This window comes from Veillonella atypica (assembly GCF_041431435.1).
Classification (GTDB): domain Bacteria; phylum Bacillota; class Negativicutes; order Veillonellales; family Veillonellaceae; genus Veillonella; species Veillonella atypica.
In genome coordinates this window covers 54,541-72,348 of the sequence record NZ_JAPVXV010000005.1, presented here as the reverse complement: position 1 = coordinate 72,348, position 17,808 = coordinate 54,541, and the positions used below count along the sequence as shown (strand labels likewise).

The following is a 17,808-nucleotide window of genomic DNA, read 5'->3' as shown; positions in this document are numbered from 1 at the left end:
TGTATGGCTAGTGCACAAGATTTGCGAAAGCGTATAAAGAGTGTTACTAATACGCAACAAATAACAAAAGCGATGAAGATGGTAGCTTCTGCTCGTCTTCGTAGGGCTCAAGCAAAAGCTGATGCAACGCGGCCATACGCAGAAAAAATAGGGCAAATCTTGCGTCATATCTCCACTAGTGATTTACGAGATTATGTAAGTCCTCTACTTGAAAGTAGACCTGTAAAACGGACTTGTTATATCGTTATCGGTGCTGACAAGGGTCTTGCAGGCGCCTATTCGTCTAACGTATTAAAATTGGCAATAGAACAAATCGGTCAAAAAACACCTGATGAATATTGCCTCATTACAGCTGGGCGAAAACCAAAGGATAGTTTAAAATCTCGTAACTATCATATTGATCAATCGTACAGTGGTTTTTCCGATAAACCGAGTTACGAACATGCGCGACATATTATGGATCATGCACTTTCATTATATGAACGTCATGAAGTTGACGAAGTTATCATGATTTATACGCGCTTTGTAAATTCTATGACGCAAATTGCACAGGCAGAGTGCATTCTACCGTTAGAGCAACCAGATGATGAAGTAAAGGGCGAAGAGTATGAATTTATGCCGGACCCTGCAGCAGTTCTGGATGCATTATTACCAAAATATTTAGAAATTACCGTATATAATGGATTATTACAAGCGGCGGCAAGTGAATTAGGTGCTCGTATGACAGCTATGACATCTGCTACTGATAATGCTGGGGATCTCATCAGTTCCTTAGGGCTTGAATATAATAAATTACGTCAATCCAGTATTACGAATGAAATTTCTGAAATTGTTGGCGGTGCCAATGCCTTGCAATAGATAAGGAGAGACCTCTTAATGAGTAATAATATTGGGAAAGTGGTGCAGGTCATCGGCCCAGTTGTAGACGTGCGTTTTGAAGCTGGTCATTTACCAGCTATCTATAACGCCATTCACATCTACCATGACCATAAAGCGCACGATAGACAAAAAATTGTAGTAGAAGTTATGCAACACTTAGGGGACGATATGGTTCGTTGCGTTGCTATGAGTTCTACTGATGGTATGACCCGTGGTATGGAAGCAGAAGACACTGGTGCTGCAATCTCCGTACCGGTTGGTGAAGGCGTATTGGGTCGTATCTTTAATGTGTTGGGTGAAACCGTAGACCATGATTCAGCTCCTGTAGTAGCAGATGAAATGTGGCCTATCCATCGTCCAGCACCTAAATTTGATGACCTTTCACCAGATACACAAATTCTTGAAACGGGTATCAAAGTCGTAGACTTGATCGCACCATACGTAAAAGGTGGTAAAATCGGTTTGTTCGGCGGTGCCGGCGTAGGGAAAACTGTATTGATTATGGAATTGATTCACAATGTTGCCACAGAACATGGTGGCTATTCCGTATTCTCTGGCGTAGGTGAACGTACTCGTGAAGGTAATGACCTTTGGAACGAAATGAAGGAATCCGGCGTTATTAATAAAACAGCCTTGGTATATGGACAAATGAATGAGCCACCAGGGGCTCGTATGCGCGTTGGTTTGACAGGTCTTACAATGGCTGAATATTTCCGTGATGTGAAGAAACAAGACGTGCTCTTGTTTATCGATAACATCTTCCGTTTTATTCAAGCTGGTTCCGAAGTATCTGCTCTTTTAGGTCGTATGCCATCTGCTGTAGGTTATCAACCTACATTGGCAAATGACGTAGGTGCCTTACAAGAACGTATTACATCTACAAAAGAAGGTTCCATTACGTCTGTACAAGCCGTATACGTACCTGCCGATGACTTGACTGACCCTGCACCAGCAGCTACATTTGCTCACTTGGATGCAACAACAGTATTGTCTCGTTCCATCGCGGAACTTGGTATTTATCCTGCCGTAGATCCACTTGATTCTACAAGCCGTATTTTGGACCCTCATGTACTTGGGGATGAACATTATAACGTGGCTCGTGGCGTTCAAGAAGTGTTGCAAAAATATCGCGACTTACAAGATATCATCGCAATTCTAGGTATGGAAGAATTATCTGATGAAGATAAGTTAACTGTATCTCGAGCTCGTAAAATTCAACGTTTCTTAAGTCAACCATTCTTCGTAGCAGAAGTATTTACCGGTTCTCCTGGTAAATATGTACCATTACAAGAAACATTGCGTGGCTTTAAAGAAATCCTTGATGGTAAACATGATGATTTACCAGAAGGCGCATTCTATATGGTTGGTACCATTGATGAAGCCGTTGCAAAAGCAAAGGAAATGCAAGAGAAGGGGGAATAATCCATGGCGGAACCTATGACCCTAACGATAATAACACCTGATGCGATTGTATATGATGGTAAGGCTGACTTTTTCGTAGGGCATGCTATCGATGGCGAATTTGGTGTATTGCCTAATCATGCACCTATGATTATTGCCCTAGATATAGCCCCTTTACGTGTCGATAATCCTGATGGACAACAGCATACATTTGCTGTTTTCGGGGGCTTTGTTGAAATTGAACATAACAAGGTGAGCATTGTAACACCTAATTGTGAAAGCCCAGAAACCATCGATATCGATCGCGCGAAACGAGCAAAAGAACGCGCTGAAGGCCGTTTGTCTAACCCTACACCTGATATAGATGTAGAGCGTGCTGAACTCGCCTTAGCTCGGGCATTACTTCGTTTAAAGGTAACACAACGCATATAGTAGTTATACATTGATATAGCCTTGGTAAATAAGGAGTACTCTTGTAGTACTCCTTATTTGCTTGTATACGCAAAAAGGGTGTCACCCATGTGGGTGACACCCTTTTGCTGTTGCATTGTTTTGAATTATAATACACTAACACCTTTTAGAGAGTAAGCTGTACTTTTTGGTTGTTCTACTTGAAATTCATAGTCTGGAACAACTGGCATTTCTGCATTAATACCAGGAGCTTGATAACGATCTCGATCTGTTGGAACACGTTTATATGGTAATTGTTCAAGTAAGTCTTTTATGACTTTATTCCATATGGATTTATGTGTTGGCATAGTCAAGGTATCATCGATTTGGTTAAAACCACTACGGATAGTGTGAACGATACCTTCATTAGTATCGTAGAAATAAATCATAGCAGATACTTTAGCTTGAATGTGAATGTCGTCGCTATCATCATGATAGTATTGGCTGAGATAGGACGTTGGTAATTGTACATATATGTCTTGCATTGGCACAGGCATAATGACAATTTCGGAATGTTGTGATGCTGCTACTTCGGCTAAATCAACGGCTGTGATTTGTGCTAATGGTGTGTTGGTGCTTACTACAGTTGTATCATAGTATGGATAGCGCAAGACATTTGCCACTGAATCGGATAAATATTTACCAAAGGCAGCCGTATTTTCATTGCGCAATGTTGTTGGTACTACAAGTGTTACCTTGCGAGATGGGAAATTGTCTAAATGGCCATCGTAGTTAGCCTTTCCCACTGTAGATGGTGTATTTGACGTGGTCGAAGTAATTTGAATCGGCGACGTTTTGATAGTGCCAGGATCAGGGATGATCTTTACTGGCGCAATAGGAATAGAACGGGCTTTTGTAGTTTGAGCATCTACATTTGCTGCATTAGCGATTGTGAAAGTTGAAACAAATGCTAAGGCGAGACAAAAACTGATACGCATGGTTGCTTCTCTAAAGTTCATATTCGACTCTCCTTGATATAAATATAATCAAAACTATATCTTACAGTATACCATAGTTGCAATAAAAAAGAAGCAAGCGTCAGCTTGCTTCTTACTGTGGTGGACGATGACAGGATCGAACTGCCGACATCCTGCTTGTAAGGCAGGCGCTCTCCCAGCTGAGCTAATCGTCCATGTGGTGACCCGTCCGGGAATCGAACCCGGGATACCGCCGTGAAAGGGCGGTGTCTTAACCGCTTGACCAACGGGCCAATATTGGCTCCCCGAGTAGGACTCGAACCTACGACCGATCGGTTAACAGCCGATTGCTCTACCAACTGAGCTATCGAGGAATAATATAGTGATTATTATAAAGGAACATATCGATAATAGCAAGGGGAAATGTTATAAAAAGTTAAAAATTTTTAGCATATGCTATAACTAAAACACATAATAGACAGAGCTTGAGGAATGATAAAATAATTTGATGAGATAGTCATAAAAAACGATAATTATATATATTGGTGAGAAATCCACTAATTAAGCGTGTTTTTGTGTATATGAACTCCTTGATGAATAGGGGAGTTAGTAAATTAATTGTATTGAAGATAATCGTTATACATACTCATAATTAAAATCTTTTTATATAAAAATGATAGATAATCTCATTAAAGAAAGCAATATATTTTATGGTTAGAACACATATTGATTGGAAACGAACCATATACAATAATATAATGTGATATTTATTACAGTTATATAGCCTTTTATTGGAGTTAAGCTACTATTTTTAATATTATCAAAGTGCATAAAAAAGGTATAATTAATCATTGAAAATAATTATCAAATCGATAAATTTCATTGAGAAAACTGTATAGGTAAAGCGTTGAAAGGCCTTCGGTAGTGTGCTAGTATGGAGTCATAGAGTTAATCTTAGCTTAACACTTTGAGAATAAATGTATCTCATTGTATTAGAGTTAATATCTAATTATTTTCCTGAGGAGGGATTATCTTGCGCGAGATTCAAGTATCTGAAATCACAAAAACAGTCCGTCAAATGTGTATGGACGCAGCTTACCACTTGCCAAAAGACATCTATGAAGGCTTGAAAAAAGGCCGTGAAACAGAAGAGTCTCCAGTTGGTTGCATCGTTCTCGATCAAATCATCAAAAATGCAGAAATTGCTGATGCTGAAGATCGTCCATACTGCCAAGATACTGGTATGACTATGGTATTCTTAAAAGTTGGTCAAGATGTTCATTTCGTTGGTGGTGATCTTACAGAAGCTATCAATGCTGGTGTTGCAGCTGGTTATGTTGAAGGTTATCTTCGTAAATCCGTTGTAGCTGAACCATTGTTCAATCGTAAAAATACACAAAATAACACACCTGCAATCATCTATACTGAAATCGTTCCTGGCGATAAAGTAGATATTCAAGTAGAATTAAAAGGTTTCGGTTCTGAAAATAAATCCGATGTAGCTATGCTCGTACCTGCTGATGGTGTGGAAGGCGTTAAAAATGCAGTCCTTGAAATCGTAAAACATGCAGGTCCTAACCCATGCCCTCCAATTGTACTCGGCATTGGTATTGGCGGTACTATGGACCAAGCAGCTGTTATGTCCAAAAAAGCATTGCTTCGTGACATTAGCGTACCTCATAAAGATGCAGACTATGCAAAATTAGAAGAAGAAATCATGGAAATGGTTAACAAAACTGGTATTGGACCACAATTGGGTGGCACTACAACTTGTATCGGTGTAAACATCGAATGGGGTGCAACTCACATCGCAGGTCTTCCTGTTGCAGTTACTATCATGTGCCATGCTGCTCGTCATGCTCACGTAGTACTTTAATCGATAGGAGGTAAAAACAATGGCTGAATCAATTCGCATTAATACTGAAGAATATAATGAAGAGTTTTCCCGCAAATTAAAAGTTGGTGATAGCGTTCTTATCACTGGTAAAATTTACTCCGCTCGTGACGCTGCTCATAAAGTTATGACTGAAGCTTTAGCGCGTGGTGAAAAATTACCAATCGACTGGACAAATAAATTCGTTTATTATCTTGGACCAACACCTGCAAAACCTGGTGATCCAATTGGTTCCGCTGGTCCTACAACTTCCGGTCGTATGGATGCTTACACACCAACAATGCTTGACCAAGGTATCAAAGGCATGATTGGTAAAGGTTCCCGTAAACCAGAAGTAGTCGAATCCATGAAGAAAAATGGTTGCACATACTTCGCAGCAGTTGGTGGCGCTGCAGCATTGATTGCAAAATCCATCAAAAAATACGAAGTACTTGCTTATGGTGAACTTGGTCCAGAAGCTTTGGCTGAATTGACAGTTGAAGATTTCCCTTGCATCGTAGTTGGCGATACTGAAGGTAACAACTTCTACGAACAAGGCCAAAAACCTTACAGAAAAATCTAATATCACCACTGAGTGATTGGAAGAGGCTTGCTTTAGCGAGCCTCTTTTTTGTATTTCAAACTAGTAACATATACAATAGATTAATTTATCATAAGAATTTCACGCATATGTCCTATAGTTTGGTCTATAAAAGACATATAATTTATGATAATATATTTATAGATTTGAATATTAAAAAGGGGCGATATCATGCATTCTATTGAAACAATTAGACAAGAAGTACATACTGCTATGGAAGAACTCTTAACAGTAGCAAAGGTACACGAAGGACAGCTATTTGTAGTGGGATGTTCTACAAGTGAGATTTGTGGTAAAAAGATTGGCACTGATTCTCATGAGGATGTAGCAGCTGTTGTATTTGATGAGATTTATAAAGCCGTTAGCGAACGAGGTTTATATCTTGCTGTACAATGTTGTGAACATTTAAATAGAGCCCTTGTAATGGAACGTGAGGCTATGACTTGGGAAGAGGAATGTAATGTTGTTCCTCAATTGCATGCTGGTGGCGCTATGGCTATGACTGCGTATAACCGCTTTAAGGATCCTGTAATTGTTGAATTTATACAAGCAGATGCGGGAATCGATATAGGAGATACTTTCATTGGTATGCATATGAAACATGTAACGGTTCCTGTACGATTAAGCTTAAAAGAAATTGGGGAAGCTCATGTGACAGCTTGTCGTGTTCGCCCTAAGAGTATCGGCGGTATCCGTGCGGTATATAATGACGCATTATTATAAGAGGAGAATGTAATGTCAACGTTTATCCCATATGTCGTATTGGCCGTTGTCGTACTTGGTTTCTTTGGAGTATGCTATGCGGTATTTAATAAAAGTGAAAGTAACAGTGACGCGCATTCTGTAATATCAAAGCCTCCAAAAACATCACGTCCAGGGCGTTTGTATGAACAAGAGAAGGTTCATATAACACCTCGGGAAACACATGATGGTGTTGATGTATACGAGGCTCATGTTGATGAACGAACATCTATTAGTAAGGATGCTATTCAATTACATAATCCTGTAGAACAACATGATTTTGAGAATTCTGTTACCGCAGAACCTATTGTTACAGAACCCGTTGTTGCAGAACCTATTGATGCAGTGACTGATACAGAAAAAACGATGGAAATTCCTGCTGTTGAATCTTCTACAGAGGATACTATTGCATTAGGCGAGTCTCCTGATGTAATGGACGAAACACGATGCTTTGATGCTGATGCAACGCAGATGTTTGGCAGTGAAAATAGTGAAGTTGTAAATCCACAAGGTCCATCTGCATTAGAAGAAACACGCATGTTTAATGCCGATGAAATTAATGAACATTTATCCAACAAAGAAGACGATGAGCCAGAACCAATTGGTCCATGGGCACAGGCTGCACAAGAGGATAAACGCGTAGCCCTTGCAATTGAACCATTTGCTCATGCTTTCGGTGTCGTTCATGGTGATGCTATGCAATTCGTTGCAGATATTACGCGGGATGCATTAGCCGTTTTAGGCATTACGAAATTAAGCGAAGTCAAATTACTATTGCAAAATATCGTAATTCAAGAAGCATTATTGGCTATGCAAAAAGCCTATGCAGGATCTCCAACGACTTGGATGAAAACAGCTGCGCTAGAAGCCTTTTCCGATGTGGTTCAATCGCCTAAGTCGAGTACACCGTACTTAGTAGCTTTTGATGCATTGCGCGTTTTGCCCCATCTTACATTAGGACACTTTCAAGTGATGGCGTTAACATTATTATTACAATACTCTCGTAATTCTAATAACTATGGACGTATTCATTTCCAACATTATGTGGAAAAATATATCGAACCATTTATTTCGGATTTGCCTCATGACTCATCGTTTTATCGTCAGCTAGATTATTTACGTTGTACTCAGCAAGAACGTGAGTCCGTAACATTGACGCAATTATTGAGTAATTCCTATCCGTTTGTATTTAACTATCGTGGCTTTACAAAGGAAGAGTTATTCCGTGCTACTGATGGCCGCGGCGTAGATCCACGATTTGTGGTGCGCAGCCTAAACTCTAATCTTTATAAATTGGCTGTCGTCGATGAATCCTTGGCACAACGCTTCTTTAGAGAGGCTCGCATCTCTGATCCAATGGTGCAACGTGATCTCATAGCTTTGATGAAGAGTAAACCTACTGCATTTAGAGGGGAAGAGGCTCGTCAAATCATGGACGATATTAGTCCGGTTCTTTCTGATTTGGCTCGCGTCTATGATGAAAGTCCTATGTGTTCTATTTCTCTTACATTACTTGGTCTCTATTTAGGTCGAGCTCATGTGAAAGCAACCATTGGGGAAGAATTTGATTTATCTCATTGGTTCTAATTCTATACATAGATACAATAAACCGCCTAAGGCTATGCCTAGGCGGTTTTGTGTTGCGTGCACGATGTATTTAATTGTTAAATCCAAATTCTACAATTTGTTGAGGGTCTAATAATGTCACATGGCGGCCATTGATTTCAATGATACCCTCGTCGCGCAATCTTCCAAGCTCACGGCTTAACGCAGTACGTGAAACGTTGAGAGCTTCCGCCATTTGTTCACGGTTATGAGGTAACATCAGTTTTTCACTGTGTTGCATCGTGTATATATCTGTAAGATATGCGTAAATTTTTTCACGCATGCCCTTTAATGTTAAATAATGAACTTTTTTGGTAAGAAGCAATGCTTTTTCCGATAAATCCTCTAATAGATTAGAAAGGATTTTGGTTTGGCATTGATGGCAATCCGGTAATGTTTCGATAAATGTTTCGAGTGGTATAAACATAATTTTTGTTGGCTTTAATGCTTTTATGGTGGCTGGCCAAAGTGGATGCTTACTAAATAGCAAGGCTTCCCCAAAAATAGAGGATGCCTCTAAATTGGCCATGATAACTCGTTGGCCTAGCACATTTTCACGCGTAAGAAGAGCACTGCCTTCCAAGATAACGCCAATTCCTTCCATAGGATCTCCTGAAATAGCGATAAAGTCGTTCTTTTTATAATTCTTTACAATTACTTTTGCATTATGTAAGTAGCTCGTTAATTCTGGTATACCCAATGTGTTGAATAGGGGGCAAGCTGTTAAGATTGGTAAGTATTGTTTGATAATGTCATCGGATAGAACTTGTTTAATCATGTGTACCTCCTAATATAGTATATAGCTATTTTAGCCCGAATTATACATCGTATAGTGTGATGCTTTTTATAGGTAATTTGTAATGAGTATTGTAAAATAATTATATATGCTCTTGTGAGCAGCCTGTTCCAAAAGAAGAGTCAGGAAATTTTTGAAAAAGTTTTTTTATTGTTGCTCAAGCTACAGAAATTGTATCACCTTTACGTTATACTTTCAATGTAATCAATCAGACACCTGATAATTCATCAGTGTAATGTATAGGTTTTATATTATCTAGCTTGAATGCGAGGAAGTCTCGCAAAGGAGGATTTTTAAATGAGCATGTTCTGTTATCAATGCGAACAATCTGCAGCACCAGGCGGCTGTACTGTACAAGGTGTATGTGGTAAAACTGCACCAGTTGCTAATTTACAAGACGAATTAACTGCTGCTTTAGTTGGTTTAGCACGCGCTTTAGACGTAAAAGGCCAAACTAAAGAAGGCGTTGACTATTTAATGCGTGGTTTGTTCATGTGTGTAACAAACGTAAACTTCTCTGAAGACCGCGTTCAAGAATTCATCGACGAAGTAAACGCTTATCATGCAAAAATCGATAGCGCAGCTCAAAACTTCGATTGGGAACAATTGTGGAAAGGTGAAGAAGATATCGTATCCCTTCGTTCCACATTATTGTTAGGTATGCGTGGTATGGCTGCTTATGCATGGCATGCTGCACGCCTTGGTTTCCATGATCCAGAAGTTGATGCTTGGTTCATCAAAGGCATGGTAGAATTCGCTAAAGACCATAGCGCTGAAGAATGGTTGAACTTGTTGATGGAATTCGGCCAAATCAACTTGAAATGCATGGCTATTCTTGATAAAGCTAACACTGAAACATATGGTACTCCAGTACCAACTACAGTACCTTTGACTGTAGAACCAGGTCCTTTCATCGTTGTAACTGGTCATGACCTTCACGACTTGAACCAATTGTTGGAACAAACAGATGGTAAAGGCGTAAACATCTATACTCATGGTGAAATGTTACCTTGCCACGCTTACCCTGAATTGAAAAAACATCCTCAATTGAAAGGTAACTTCGGTACTGCATGGCAAAACCAACAAAAAGAATTCGTTGACGTTCCTGGCGCATTCTTGTTCACTACAAACTGCATTATGCCACCAAAAGAAAACTACAGAGCTAATATCTTCACTACAGATATGGTAGGTTTCGACGGCTGTGCACACGTAGAAGAAAAAGCTGATGGCACTAAAGACTTCTCCGCTGTTATTGAACGCGCAATCGAATTGGGCGGCTACAAAGAAGCTCAAGAATTCACTGGCATCAACGGTGGTCACGAAGTAACTACTGGTTTCGGTCATGGTACAGTATTGGGTATTGCTGATAAAGTAATCGACGCTGTAAAAGCTGGCGCAATCAAACACTTCTTCTTAGTTGGTGGTTGTGACGGTGCTAAAGTAGGCCGTAACTACTACACAGAATTCGTAAAACAAACTCCAGATGATACTGTAGTATTGACATTGGCTTGTGGTAAATTCCGCTTCAACGACCTTAACATCGGTGAAATCGGTGGTATCCCTCGTATCCTTGATATGGGTCAATGTAACGATGCTTACTCCGCTATTCAAGTAGCAGTAGCTTTGGCTGGTGCATTTGAATGTGACGTAAACGACTTGCCATTAACATTGGTATTGTCCTGGTACGAACAAAAAGCAGTATGTATCTTGTTAACATTGTTGGCATTGGGTATCCGCAACATCTACATCGGACCTTCCTTGCCTAAATTCTTCTCCAGCAATGTATTGAACATTTTGGTAGAAAAATTCCAATTACATCCAATTACAACTCCAGAAGCTGATATGAAAGCTATCTTGGGCTAATCGGATTAAAAACTGATAACAGCGGCCTTAATCCCCTCTCTCTTATATGATTCGGGCTGTTGCTATATAAATTAGGCTATGCCATCTTTGGATGGTATAGCCTTTTTTGTCGTAAAAATAAATACGACATATGGTGTTGTACTATGGGGATTTGCGATTATTTTCTTGGCTGAGTTATATTAATAGTTAATTAATGGAATAGAGGTATGTTTGCCAACAGTGGACAAACATACCTCTATTGTGCATATAGACAAGCCTCGATATTGATTGCTATACTATAGATAAGAATTAGATTATATCTTTATTTATATATGCATAGAGGTTCATTATGAACAGTATTTTTGATATTATCGGCCCTGTTATGATTGGCCCATCTAGTTCGCATACCGCTGGTGCAGCACGGCTTGGCAAGATGGCTCGTTGTATATTTGGGAATACGCCGAAGAAGGTTGAAATGACCTTGTATGGGTCGTTTGCAAAAACATATAAGGGGCATGGTACAGATCGTGCCTTATTAGGTGGTTTATTAGGCTTTAAAGAGGATGATAAACGCATCCGCAATGCAAAGGAACTCGCTGATGAAGCAGGTTTAGACTATACTTTCATCGAATCACCACTCGATATAGGACATCCGAATGTAGTTAAGTTTGATTTATACGGCGACCATAATCGTCATATGTCCGTTGTAGGTCGTTCGATTGGTGGTGGTCAAATCATGATCACCGAGGTTGATGGCAATGATATGTCCATTACGGGCGATGAATTTACTCTTGTTGTATTCCATGAGGATAGACCAGGTGCAATTTCTCTTATTAGTCAGGCCTTGAGTGAATCGGATATCAACATTGCGTCCATGCGCGTGTTTAGAAAGGGTAAATACAAGGACGCGGTTATGGTGATTACTACAGATTCCGTTGTAAACCCTATTACAGTACAATTTATGCGTGAATGCCCAGGCATCCAAGATGTGATGACCTTTGAGGCCCTATAGGAGGATATGATGAGTTACGAATATGAAACGATAGCTGATATTATCCGCCTTAGCGAAGAGAATAACATATCTTTTGGTGATGTGGTAATGCGCAGTGAGCTAGAACAGTATGATCGTAGTGAAAAGGAAATCGTTAAAGAAATTAAGCATCGATTAAGTATTTTTGAGGCCTCCATTCACGATGGTATGCGTCATTTACAGCGGACTCAATCCAATATGTCTGGTGGAGATGCGGCTCGTTTAATGGAACGGAAACCATTATTCATGAGTGAAACTGCTTATAAGGCGATGTCTTATGCTATTGCGGTCAACGAAGCTAATGCGAAAATGTTCAGAATTGTGGCTTGTCCAACGGCGGGTTCTTGTGGCGTTATGCCTGGCGCCATTCAGGCCGTGGCTGAGCAATACAAACTAGATAGAGATGTCTTGGTGAAAGGGTTCCTTGCCGCATCAGGCGTAGGGAATGTGGTTGCTAATCGCGCTTGTGTAGCCGGTGCGGTCGGTGGCTGTCAAGCTGAGATTGGTACAGCTGCATGTATGGCGGCAGCTGCCATTGTAGAAATGATGGGCGGTACTGCTCGTCAGGTCGGGCATGCCGTGTCATTGTGTATGAAAAATTTACTAGGCCTTGCGTGTGATCCTGTGGCAGGTCTTGTTGAGGTGCCCTGTGTGAAACGGAATGGCGTGTATGCCGTTCATGCCATTACAGCGGCTGAACTTGCTTTAGCTGGTATTGAAAGCCAAATTCCTACCGATGAGGTAATTGAGGCTATGAATAATATTGGCCGCGCTATGCCTGCAGCCCTTCGCGAAACAAGTGATGGTGGCTTAGCCGTCACTCAAACAGGTCTTGCCATAGCGGAGAAAGTTTGTTCACTATAATTACATATATACAAAAGGTTCACTATTATGAGCATAATCTGCAATGTGCTTATAGTATGTGAGCCTTTTTTCATAACCCTATTTGTAGTACAATAAAAAGATAAATAGAAGGGAGGGTAGATGTATGGAACAAGCTATACGTTTGCTGACAATTTTAGAAGAAGCGGGCTTTGAGGCTTTCATTATTGGCGGCGCTGTGCGAGATATGCTCATGCATGTAAAGCCACACGATTTTGATATCGTTACATCTGCCCGACCTGAACAGGTCATCTCTGTTTTAGGTGATGCGAATATTGAAACCACAGGCATCATAGGTAAGTCCTTCGGTGTGGTAGTGGCCATTGTAGATGGAAAACATTATGAAGTGGCTACGTATCGCAAGGAACGATATGGGGCAGATAGCCATCGCCCTGAAGAAGTCATCTATGCAGATACGCTCGAAGAAGATGTAAAACGTCGCGATTTTACCGTTAATGGTATGGCGATGAATCGCTATAAAGAGGTTATCGACCTAGTCGGTGGACGCCGAGATATTAAACATAAGGTTTTGCGCACCATCGGGAATCCAACGGAACGGTTCCAAGAGGATGCACTGCGATTATTTAGAGCTTGCCGATTCGTTGCAAAACTCGATTTTCTTCCGGATAAATCCCTATTAGAGGCCATGCCAAAAGCATTCCACCGTGTATCGGGGCTTTCACTAGAACGAGTGCGCAATGAATTAGACCGGTTATTATTGGAACCAGCGGTTGCAAAAGGGCTAGATGTACTCGTCCAATCTCGCTTGGCAGAATGTTCGTGCCGCGTCGTTGAAAATGGGGCAATTAAAGAGGTTCCTATATTGCCAGAGCTATATCATTTGGTGGGATTGCCTCAAGAAAAGGCGTTTCACGAATTTGATGGATGGTATCATACATTGGCTGTCGTTTCAGAAACGGAACCTGATTTAACCCTTCGTTGGGGCGCCCTATTACATGATGTGGCAAAGGGAATGCCTACCATTAGGCAAGTTATCAATGGACGCTACACCGACCGAGGCCATGATAATCTAGGCGCAGAGATGGCCTATGACCTATTGATTCGTCTCGGCTATAATAAGAAATTTGCTAGTCGCGTTTCGTGGATTGTTAAAAATCACATGCGCTTTCATTTCTTCGTGCAAAATGAAGAGGCAGATGAGAAAAAATGGATGCGCAAGGAAATTCGAAGTGGCGAGTTTAGAGATAGTCAAAGTATGCGGGAAGCATGGTTGCAATTGGCGAAGGTTTGTGCGGCCGACGTCCTTGGTTGTGGTAAGCCATATTCCGTTACTGATGGTACATTGGCGTTCGGGGATTGCATGGCTGATTTAAGCCTAGAAATGCCTGTACATACAAAAGATTTGAACTATGACAAGCGCGTTCTAGAAGCCTGTGGCGATAATGTAGCGAAAGGGTTACAATATTTGATGCAACAGGTGCAAAATGGTGTCGTTAACAATACACCGGATGATTTATATGAAGCGCTTATCCATAAGTTGCAGAGGTCATCGAAGTAATATATTGAGTGGGAGACCATAATGAATATTTCAGGGAATGATAATAAGCGAATTGAATATACGGTACGCGTATTACTGTGTATTGCTGTCGTATTAGTGGGGCGCTTATTCTTTTTACAAATAATAGATAAGTCTGATTTGCAGGCGAAGAACTTGAGCCAAGTGCAAGTGGATAGAAAATTACAATCTCCGCGCGGTACGATTTATGACCGCAATGGAAGACCATTGGCTATGAGTGTGGTTACAAAATCCCTATATGCGGATCCTAAGATGATTAAGCAATCGCCTAGTGAAGTTGCTGAACTTATAGCGCCATATGTGACGATGTCAAAAGCGGACATTGTGAAATCATTACAAGAGGATACTGCGTTCGTATGGATTGACCGTATGATGGAACCAGAAAAGTCGAAAGCGGTAGCCCAATTGATTGAGGATAAAAATTTAGAAGGTCTTAATTTTGTAGAAGAGTCTAAACGATATTATCCTAATGGTAATTTGGCCGCACAAGTGCTCGGCTTTGTCGGTACCGATGATAAAGGCCTTGAGGGTCTTGAAATGGTGCTAGATGATGAATTGAAGGGCGGTATCCAAAAGGAACTAGTTGCAACAGATAGAAAGGGGAATGCCATCTTTGGCTCCGTACTATCTAAATATTTACCTGATAAGGGTAAGAGTGTGACACTAACGATTGATGCAAGTATTCAATTTATAGCAGAACGTGCTCTTGATAAAGCCATGGAAGATACAGGCGCTAAACATGCTAGCGTTATTGTTATGGATCCTAAAACGGGTGAAATCTTGGCGATGGCGAACCGCCCAACCTATGACCCAAATCATTATAGTCAAGGTTCAGAGGAAGATTTTAAGAATATTGCAGTAACAAATTTGTATGAACCAGGTTCTACATTTAAGCCGATTATTGCATCTGCTGCATTGGCATCAGGTAAATGGAAACTAGACCAAGTGTATAACGACAAAGGTTCCTTTGCGGCCAATGGACATGTTATGCAAAACTGGAATGGTGAAGGCTATGGTCCTGTTCGATTGATCGATATTTTGAAGTTCTCCATCAATACAGGTATGGCAGAAATTGGTACCACTACAGGCGCGGATATATTATCTAAATATGTTCGTAACTATGGATTTGGTTCTAAAACAGGTATTGAATTGCCTGGTGAAGGTGATGGTATCTTATATAATCCTGATGATATGAGTAAGCTTGATGTAGCAACCATGTCCATCGGTCAAGGTATTGCGGTAACACCATTGCAAATGGTCCGTGCTTTTGGCGCTATAGCTAATGGTGGTAGCATGATGAAACCACATATTGTTAAATCTTACAGCAATATAAAAGGTGAGGTAACTAGTACTACTGACCCTGAAGTTGTGGGGCAACCAATACCAGAAGAAACGGCTAAAACGATTGCGGATATTCTTGAAAAAGAAGTATCTGAAGGTGGCGGTACTAAAGCGATGGTTGAAGGCTATCACTTTGGAGGCAAAACAGGGACTGCTGAAAAGTTAGACACCAAAAATGGCGGCTATTTAGCAGGACGTTATATCGCATCCTTTATAGGCTTTGGTCCGGTAGAAGATCCTAAATTTGTTGTTCTTGTTGCCATCGATGATCATAAAAAAGGTTCTATCTATGGTGGTCAAATTGCGGCCCCAGTATTTAAGAATATCGTGTCTCAATTAGTGCGGTATTACCAAATGTCACCTTCCGTTAAGGATGGCGCTACTGTAGCGGCTGTACCAGCGGCCAAACTTCCAGCAGTAAAACCTAATGGTGATGGCAGTGTAGTATTGCCAGACTTTAGAGGCTATACATTTGGAGAGGTACGTGATTGGTTGCATACTGCGGGGTTATATTTTAAACCAGATGGTACTGGTAAGGCGATTTCACAGGAACAATTACCGGGAACCGTAGTATCTCCTGGTACACCTATTGTGGTTCAATTTAGTCATTAGTCGCAGGATAGGTAACTGCAACTATAGACAAAACGTTATATAATAGAATAAGAGAAAACTAAAGGTGCCTCTATAGGCACCTTTTTACATGAATTTATATGAAGTTTATCCTTGAGATAATGAATGGAGATATACATGATAGAATTACGTGGTAAAGCGGTGGCTGATGCACATAAAGAGATTTTACAAGAGAAGATGACCGGTCTAGAGTCCGGTACAATTACAATGGCTGTATTGCTCGTTGGTGATGATCATGGCGCTAACATGTACGCGGACTTCATGGAAAAAACGGCCAAAAATTTTGGCTATGGTTTCGTGCGTAAGCAACTACCAAGTACAGCTACGCATCAAGAGGTATACGATGCATTGATGGCTTTGAATAATGATGATGCGGTGCATGGCATATTGCCACTCATGCCGATGCCAAAACAAATTGATACAGAGCAATTAATCGATGCATTGAATCCTAAGAAGGACATCGATGGTCTTACTACCTATAACATCGGTCTTGTTACAGCTGGTAAAGGTGGTTTTGCACCTTGTACTGCGAAGGCATGCCTAGCAATCTTGGATCATTATGGTATTCCTTTAGAAGGTAAACATGTGGTCGTTGTTGGTCGTAGCCAAGTGATTGGCAAACCGGTAGCGTTGATGGTGCTTGAACGTCATGCTACGGTTTCTATTTGCCATTCTCGTACGGCCGATTTAGCACATCATATACAACAAGCTGATATCGTGATTGCTGCTGCGGGCCGAGCACATATGATTACAGCTAACATGGTGAAAGCTGGCGCTGTTGTTATCGATGTAGGCATTAATGAATTAGACGGAAAAACAGTAGGGGATGTTGATTATGATGCGGTGAGCACGGTAGCTTCGGCTATCACACCTGTACCAGGTGGTGTGGGCTCTGTTACGACTACGATGATGTTAGAAGCTGTTTATGAGGCGTACCATGCACGAAATGTCAATCGCTGAGGGTATATTAGATATTGCCTTAGAGACCATGAAAAACAATGATGCGTCTATCGTTCATTCTGTGCAACTCGATTTGGGGTTGATGAGTGGTGTAGAACCTGATGCACTCTTATTCTGCTGGGATGCCGTTACAAAGAATACGCCGGCAGAGCATTCAAAAATCGATATTCATACGATTCCTATTAAAGGACAATGCTTAGATTGTGATACGATATTTGATGTACAAGATTACAAATTCATCTGTCCTCATTGTGAAAGCCATTTTGTAAATACTATAGGTGGTCGCGAATTACAAGTGACATCTATTGATATAGATTGAGGTA

16 protein-coding genes and 3 tRNA genes are annotated in these 17,808 nt (G+C 40.8%); 14 read left to right on the top strand and 5 right to left on the bottom strand.

Annotated features, from left to right (window positions below; genetic code table 11):
• Positions 1-3: 3 nt before the first annotated feature.
• From atpG to atpC, 3 genes are read left to right on the top strand one after another with little or no spacing between them, the layout of a single operon-like run.
• Entirely contained in the window at positions 4-858 is an 855-nt protein-coding gene (gene atpG / locus O3598_RS07345; protein ID WP_005377005.1) for an ATP synthase F1 subunit gamma, read from the top strand.
• Between the two features lie 18 nt (positions 859-876).
• Entirely contained in the window at positions 877-2,301 is a 1,425-nt protein-coding gene (atpD, locus tag O3598_RS07340) for a F0F1 ATP synthase subunit beta (RefSeq protein ID WP_005381589.1), read from the top strand.
• A 3-nt stretch (positions 2,302-2,304) separates the two neighbouring features.
• Positions 2,305-2,712: an ATP synthase F1 subunit epsilon gene (gene atpC, locus O3598_RS07335; RefSeq protein ID WP_005377150.1), complete on the top strand. Its 408-nt coding sequence runs from the start codon at positions 2,305-2,307 to the stop codon at positions 2,710-2,712.
• A 125-nt stretch (positions 2,713-2,837) separates the two neighbouring features.
• Here atpC and O3598_RS07330 read toward each other — a convergent pair whose 3' ends face one another.
• The 4 genes from O3598_RS07330 to O3598_RS07315 form a co-directional block, all read right to left on the bottom strand.
• Positions 2,838-3,689: a hypothetical protein gene (locus O3598_RS07330; RefSeq protein WP_323725064.1), complete on the bottom strand. Its 852-nt coding sequence runs from the start codon at positions 3,687-3,689 to the stop codon at positions 2,838-2,840.
• 97 nt (positions 3,690-3,786) lie between these two features.
• Positions 3,787-3,862: transfer RNA gene (locus O3598_RS07325), tRNA-Val, on the bottom strand.
• 3 nt (positions 3,863-3,865) lie between these two features.
• Positions 3,866-3,940 (bottom strand) — tRNA-Glu (locus O3598_RS07320).
• A 5-nt stretch (positions 3,941-3,945) separates the two neighbouring features.
• A tRNA-Asn gene (locus tag O3598_RS07315) sits at positions 3,946-4,021 on the bottom strand.
• Positions 4,022-4,680: 659 nt separating this feature from the next.
• Between O3598_RS07315 and O3598_RS07310 the strand changes: the two genes are divergently transcribed.
• The 4 genes from O3598_RS07310 (at position 4,681) to O3598_RS07295 (ending at position 8,449) form a co-directional block, all read left to right on the top strand.
• Positions 4,681-5,523 carry a fumarate hydratase gene (locus O3598_RS07310; RefSeq protein WP_005377154.1) on the top strand — a complete coding sequence of 281 codons (843 nt, stop codon included), beginning with the start codon at positions 4,681-4,683 and terminating at the stop codon, positions 5,521-5,523.
• Between the two features lie 19 nt (positions 5,524-5,542).
• Positions 5,543-6,103 carry a Fe-S-containing hydro-lyase gene (locus tag O3598_RS07305; RefSeq protein WP_005377058.1) on the top strand — a complete coding sequence of 187 codons (561 nt, stop codon included), beginning with the start codon at positions 5,543-5,545 and terminating at the stop codon, positions 6,101-6,103.
• A 189-nt stretch (positions 6,104-6,292) separates the two neighbouring features.
• A complete protein-coding gene (locus tag O3598_RS07300) occupies positions 6,293-6,844 on the top strand; it encodes a TIGR01440 family protein (RefSeq protein WP_005377059.1) in 552 nt (183 codons plus the stop codon).
• A 12-nt stretch (positions 6,845-6,856) separates the two neighbouring features.
• On the top strand, positions 6,857-8,449 hold the full coding sequence (locus O3598_RS07295) for an LPO_1073/Vpar_1526 family protein (protein WP_371452267.1): 1,593 nt from the start codon (positions 6,857-6,859) through the stop codon (positions 8,447-8,449).
• 70 nt (positions 8,450-8,519) lie between these two features.
• Here O3598_RS07295 and O3598_RS07290 read toward each other — a convergent pair whose 3' ends face one another.
• A complete protein-coding gene (locus tag O3598_RS07290; RefSeq protein ID WP_316586785.1) occupies positions 8,520-9,245 on the bottom strand; it encodes a Crp/Fnr family transcriptional regulator in 726 nt (241 codons plus the stop codon).
• 315 nt (positions 9,246-9,560) lie between these two features.
• Between O3598_RS07290 and hcp the strand changes: the two genes are divergently transcribed.
• The 7 genes from hcp (at position 9,561) to O3598_RS07255 (ending at position 17,804) form a co-directional block, all read left to right on the top strand.
• Positions 9,561-11,126 carry a hydroxylamine reductase gene (hcp, locus tag O3598_RS07285; protein ID WP_005377073.1) on the top strand — a complete coding sequence of 522 codons (1,566 nt, stop codon included), beginning with the start codon at positions 9,561-9,563 and terminating at the stop codon, positions 11,124-11,126.
• A 328-nt stretch (positions 11,127-11,454) separates the two neighbouring features.
• On the top strand, positions 11,455-12,117 hold the full coding sequence (gene sdaAB, locus O3598_RS07280; RefSeq protein WP_005377063.1) for an L-serine ammonia-lyase, iron-sulfur-dependent subunit beta: 663 nt from the start codon (positions 11,455-11,457) through the stop codon (positions 12,115-12,117).
• A gap of 9 nt (positions 12,118-12,126) precedes the next feature.
• Entirely contained in the window at positions 12,127-12,999 is an 873-nt protein-coding gene (sdaAA, locus tag O3598_RS07275) for an L-serine ammonia-lyase, iron-sulfur-dependent, subunit alpha (protein WP_016476490.1), read from the top strand.
• Positions 13,000-13,123: 124 nt separating this feature from the next.
• Positions 13,124-14,536: a CCA tRNA nucleotidyltransferase gene (locus O3598_RS07270; RefSeq protein WP_371452265.1), complete on the top strand. Its 1,413-nt coding sequence runs from the start codon at positions 13,124-13,126 to the stop codon at positions 14,534-14,536.
• Positions 14,537-14,557: 21 nt separating this feature from the next.
• Positions 14,558-16,507 carry a PASTA domain-containing penicillin-binding protein gene (locus tag O3598_RS07265; RefSeq protein ID WP_371452263.1) on the top strand — a complete coding sequence of 650 codons (1,950 nt, stop codon included), beginning with the start codon at positions 14,558-14,560 and terminating at the stop codon, positions 16,505-16,507.
• Between the two features lie 135 nt (positions 16,508-16,642).
• Positions 16,643-17,485 (top strand): bifunctional 5,10-methylenetetrahydrofolate dehydrogenase/5,10-methenyltetrahydrofolate cyclohydrolase, encoded by an 843-nt coding sequence (locus O3598_RS07260; protein WP_060807066.1) that lies wholly within the window; start codon positions 16,643-16,645, stop codon positions 17,483-17,485.
• Positions 17,463-17,804, top strand: a complete 342-nt coding sequence (locus O3598_RS07255; RefSeq protein WP_005377089.1) for a hydrogenase maturation nickel metallochaperone HypA/HybF — start codon at positions 17,463-17,465, stop codon at positions 17,802-17,804. The genes O3598_RS07260 and O3598_RS07255 overlap by 23 nt, the downstream gene beginning before the upstream one ends.
• Positions 17,805-17,808: the final 4 nt, after the last annotated feature.

What these genes read in the sequence shown, in the direction of transcription:
- O3598_RS07300 (WP_005377059.1), top strand. Translation starts at nt 6,293, where the DNA reads ATGCATTCTATTGAAACAATTAGACAAGAAGTACATACTGCTATGGAA.
- O3598_RS07260 (WP_060807066.1), top strand. Translation starts at nt 16,643, where the DNA reads ATGATAGAATTACGTGGTAAAGCGGTGGCTGATGCACATAAAGAGATT.
- atpD (WP_005381589.1), top strand. Translation starts at nt 877, where the DNA reads ATGAGTAATAATATTGGGAAAGTGGTGCAGGTCATCGGCCCAGTTGTA.
- atpG (WP_005377005.1), top strand. Translation starts at nt 4, where the DNA reads ATGGCTAGTGCACAAGATTTGCGAAAGCGTATAAAGAGTGTTACTAAT.
- hcp (WP_005377073.1), top strand. Translation starts at nt 9,561, where the DNA reads ATGAGCATGTTCTGTTATCAATGCGAACAATCTGCAGCACCAGGCGGC.
- O3598_RS07290 (WP_316586785.1), bottom strand. Translation starts at nt 9,245, where the DNA reads ATGATTAAACAAGTTCTATCCGATGACATTATCAAACAATACTTACCA.
- sdaAB (WP_005377063.1), top strand. Translation starts at nt 11,455, where the DNA reads ATGAACAGTATTTTTGATATTATCGGCCCTGTTATGATTGGCCCATCT.
- atpC (WP_005377150.1), top strand. Translation starts at nt 2,305, where the DNA reads ATGGCGGAACCTATGACCCTAACGATAATAACACCTGATGCGATTGTA.
- O3598_RS07255 (WP_005377089.1), top strand. Translation starts at nt 17,463, where the DNA reads ATGCACGAAATGTCAATCGCTGAGGGTATATTAGATATTGCCTTAGAG.
- O3598_RS07330 (WP_323725064.1), bottom strand. Translation starts at nt 3,689, where the DNA reads ATGAACTTTAGAGAAGCAACCATGCGTATCAGTTTTTGTCTCGCCTTA.
- O3598_RS07265 (WP_371452263.1), top strand. Translation starts at nt 14,558, where the DNA reads ATGAATATTTCAGGGAATGATAATAAGCGAATTGAATATACGGTACGC.
- O3598_RS07270 (WP_371452265.1), top strand. Translation starts at nt 13,124, where the DNA reads ATGGAACAAGCTATACGTTTGCTGACAATTTTAGAAGAAGCGGGCTTT.
- O3598_RS07295 (WP_371452267.1), top strand. Translation starts at nt 6,857, where the DNA reads ATGTCAACGTTTATCCCATATGTCGTATTGGCCGTTGTCGTACTTGGT.
- O3598_RS07305 (WP_005377058.1), top strand. Translation starts at nt 5,543, where the DNA reads ATGGCTGAATCAATTCGCATTAATACTGAAGAATATAATGAAGAGTTT.
- sdaAA (WP_016476490.1), top strand. Translation starts at nt 12,127, where the DNA reads ATGAGTTACGAATATGAAACGATAGCTGATATTATCCGCCTTAGCGAA.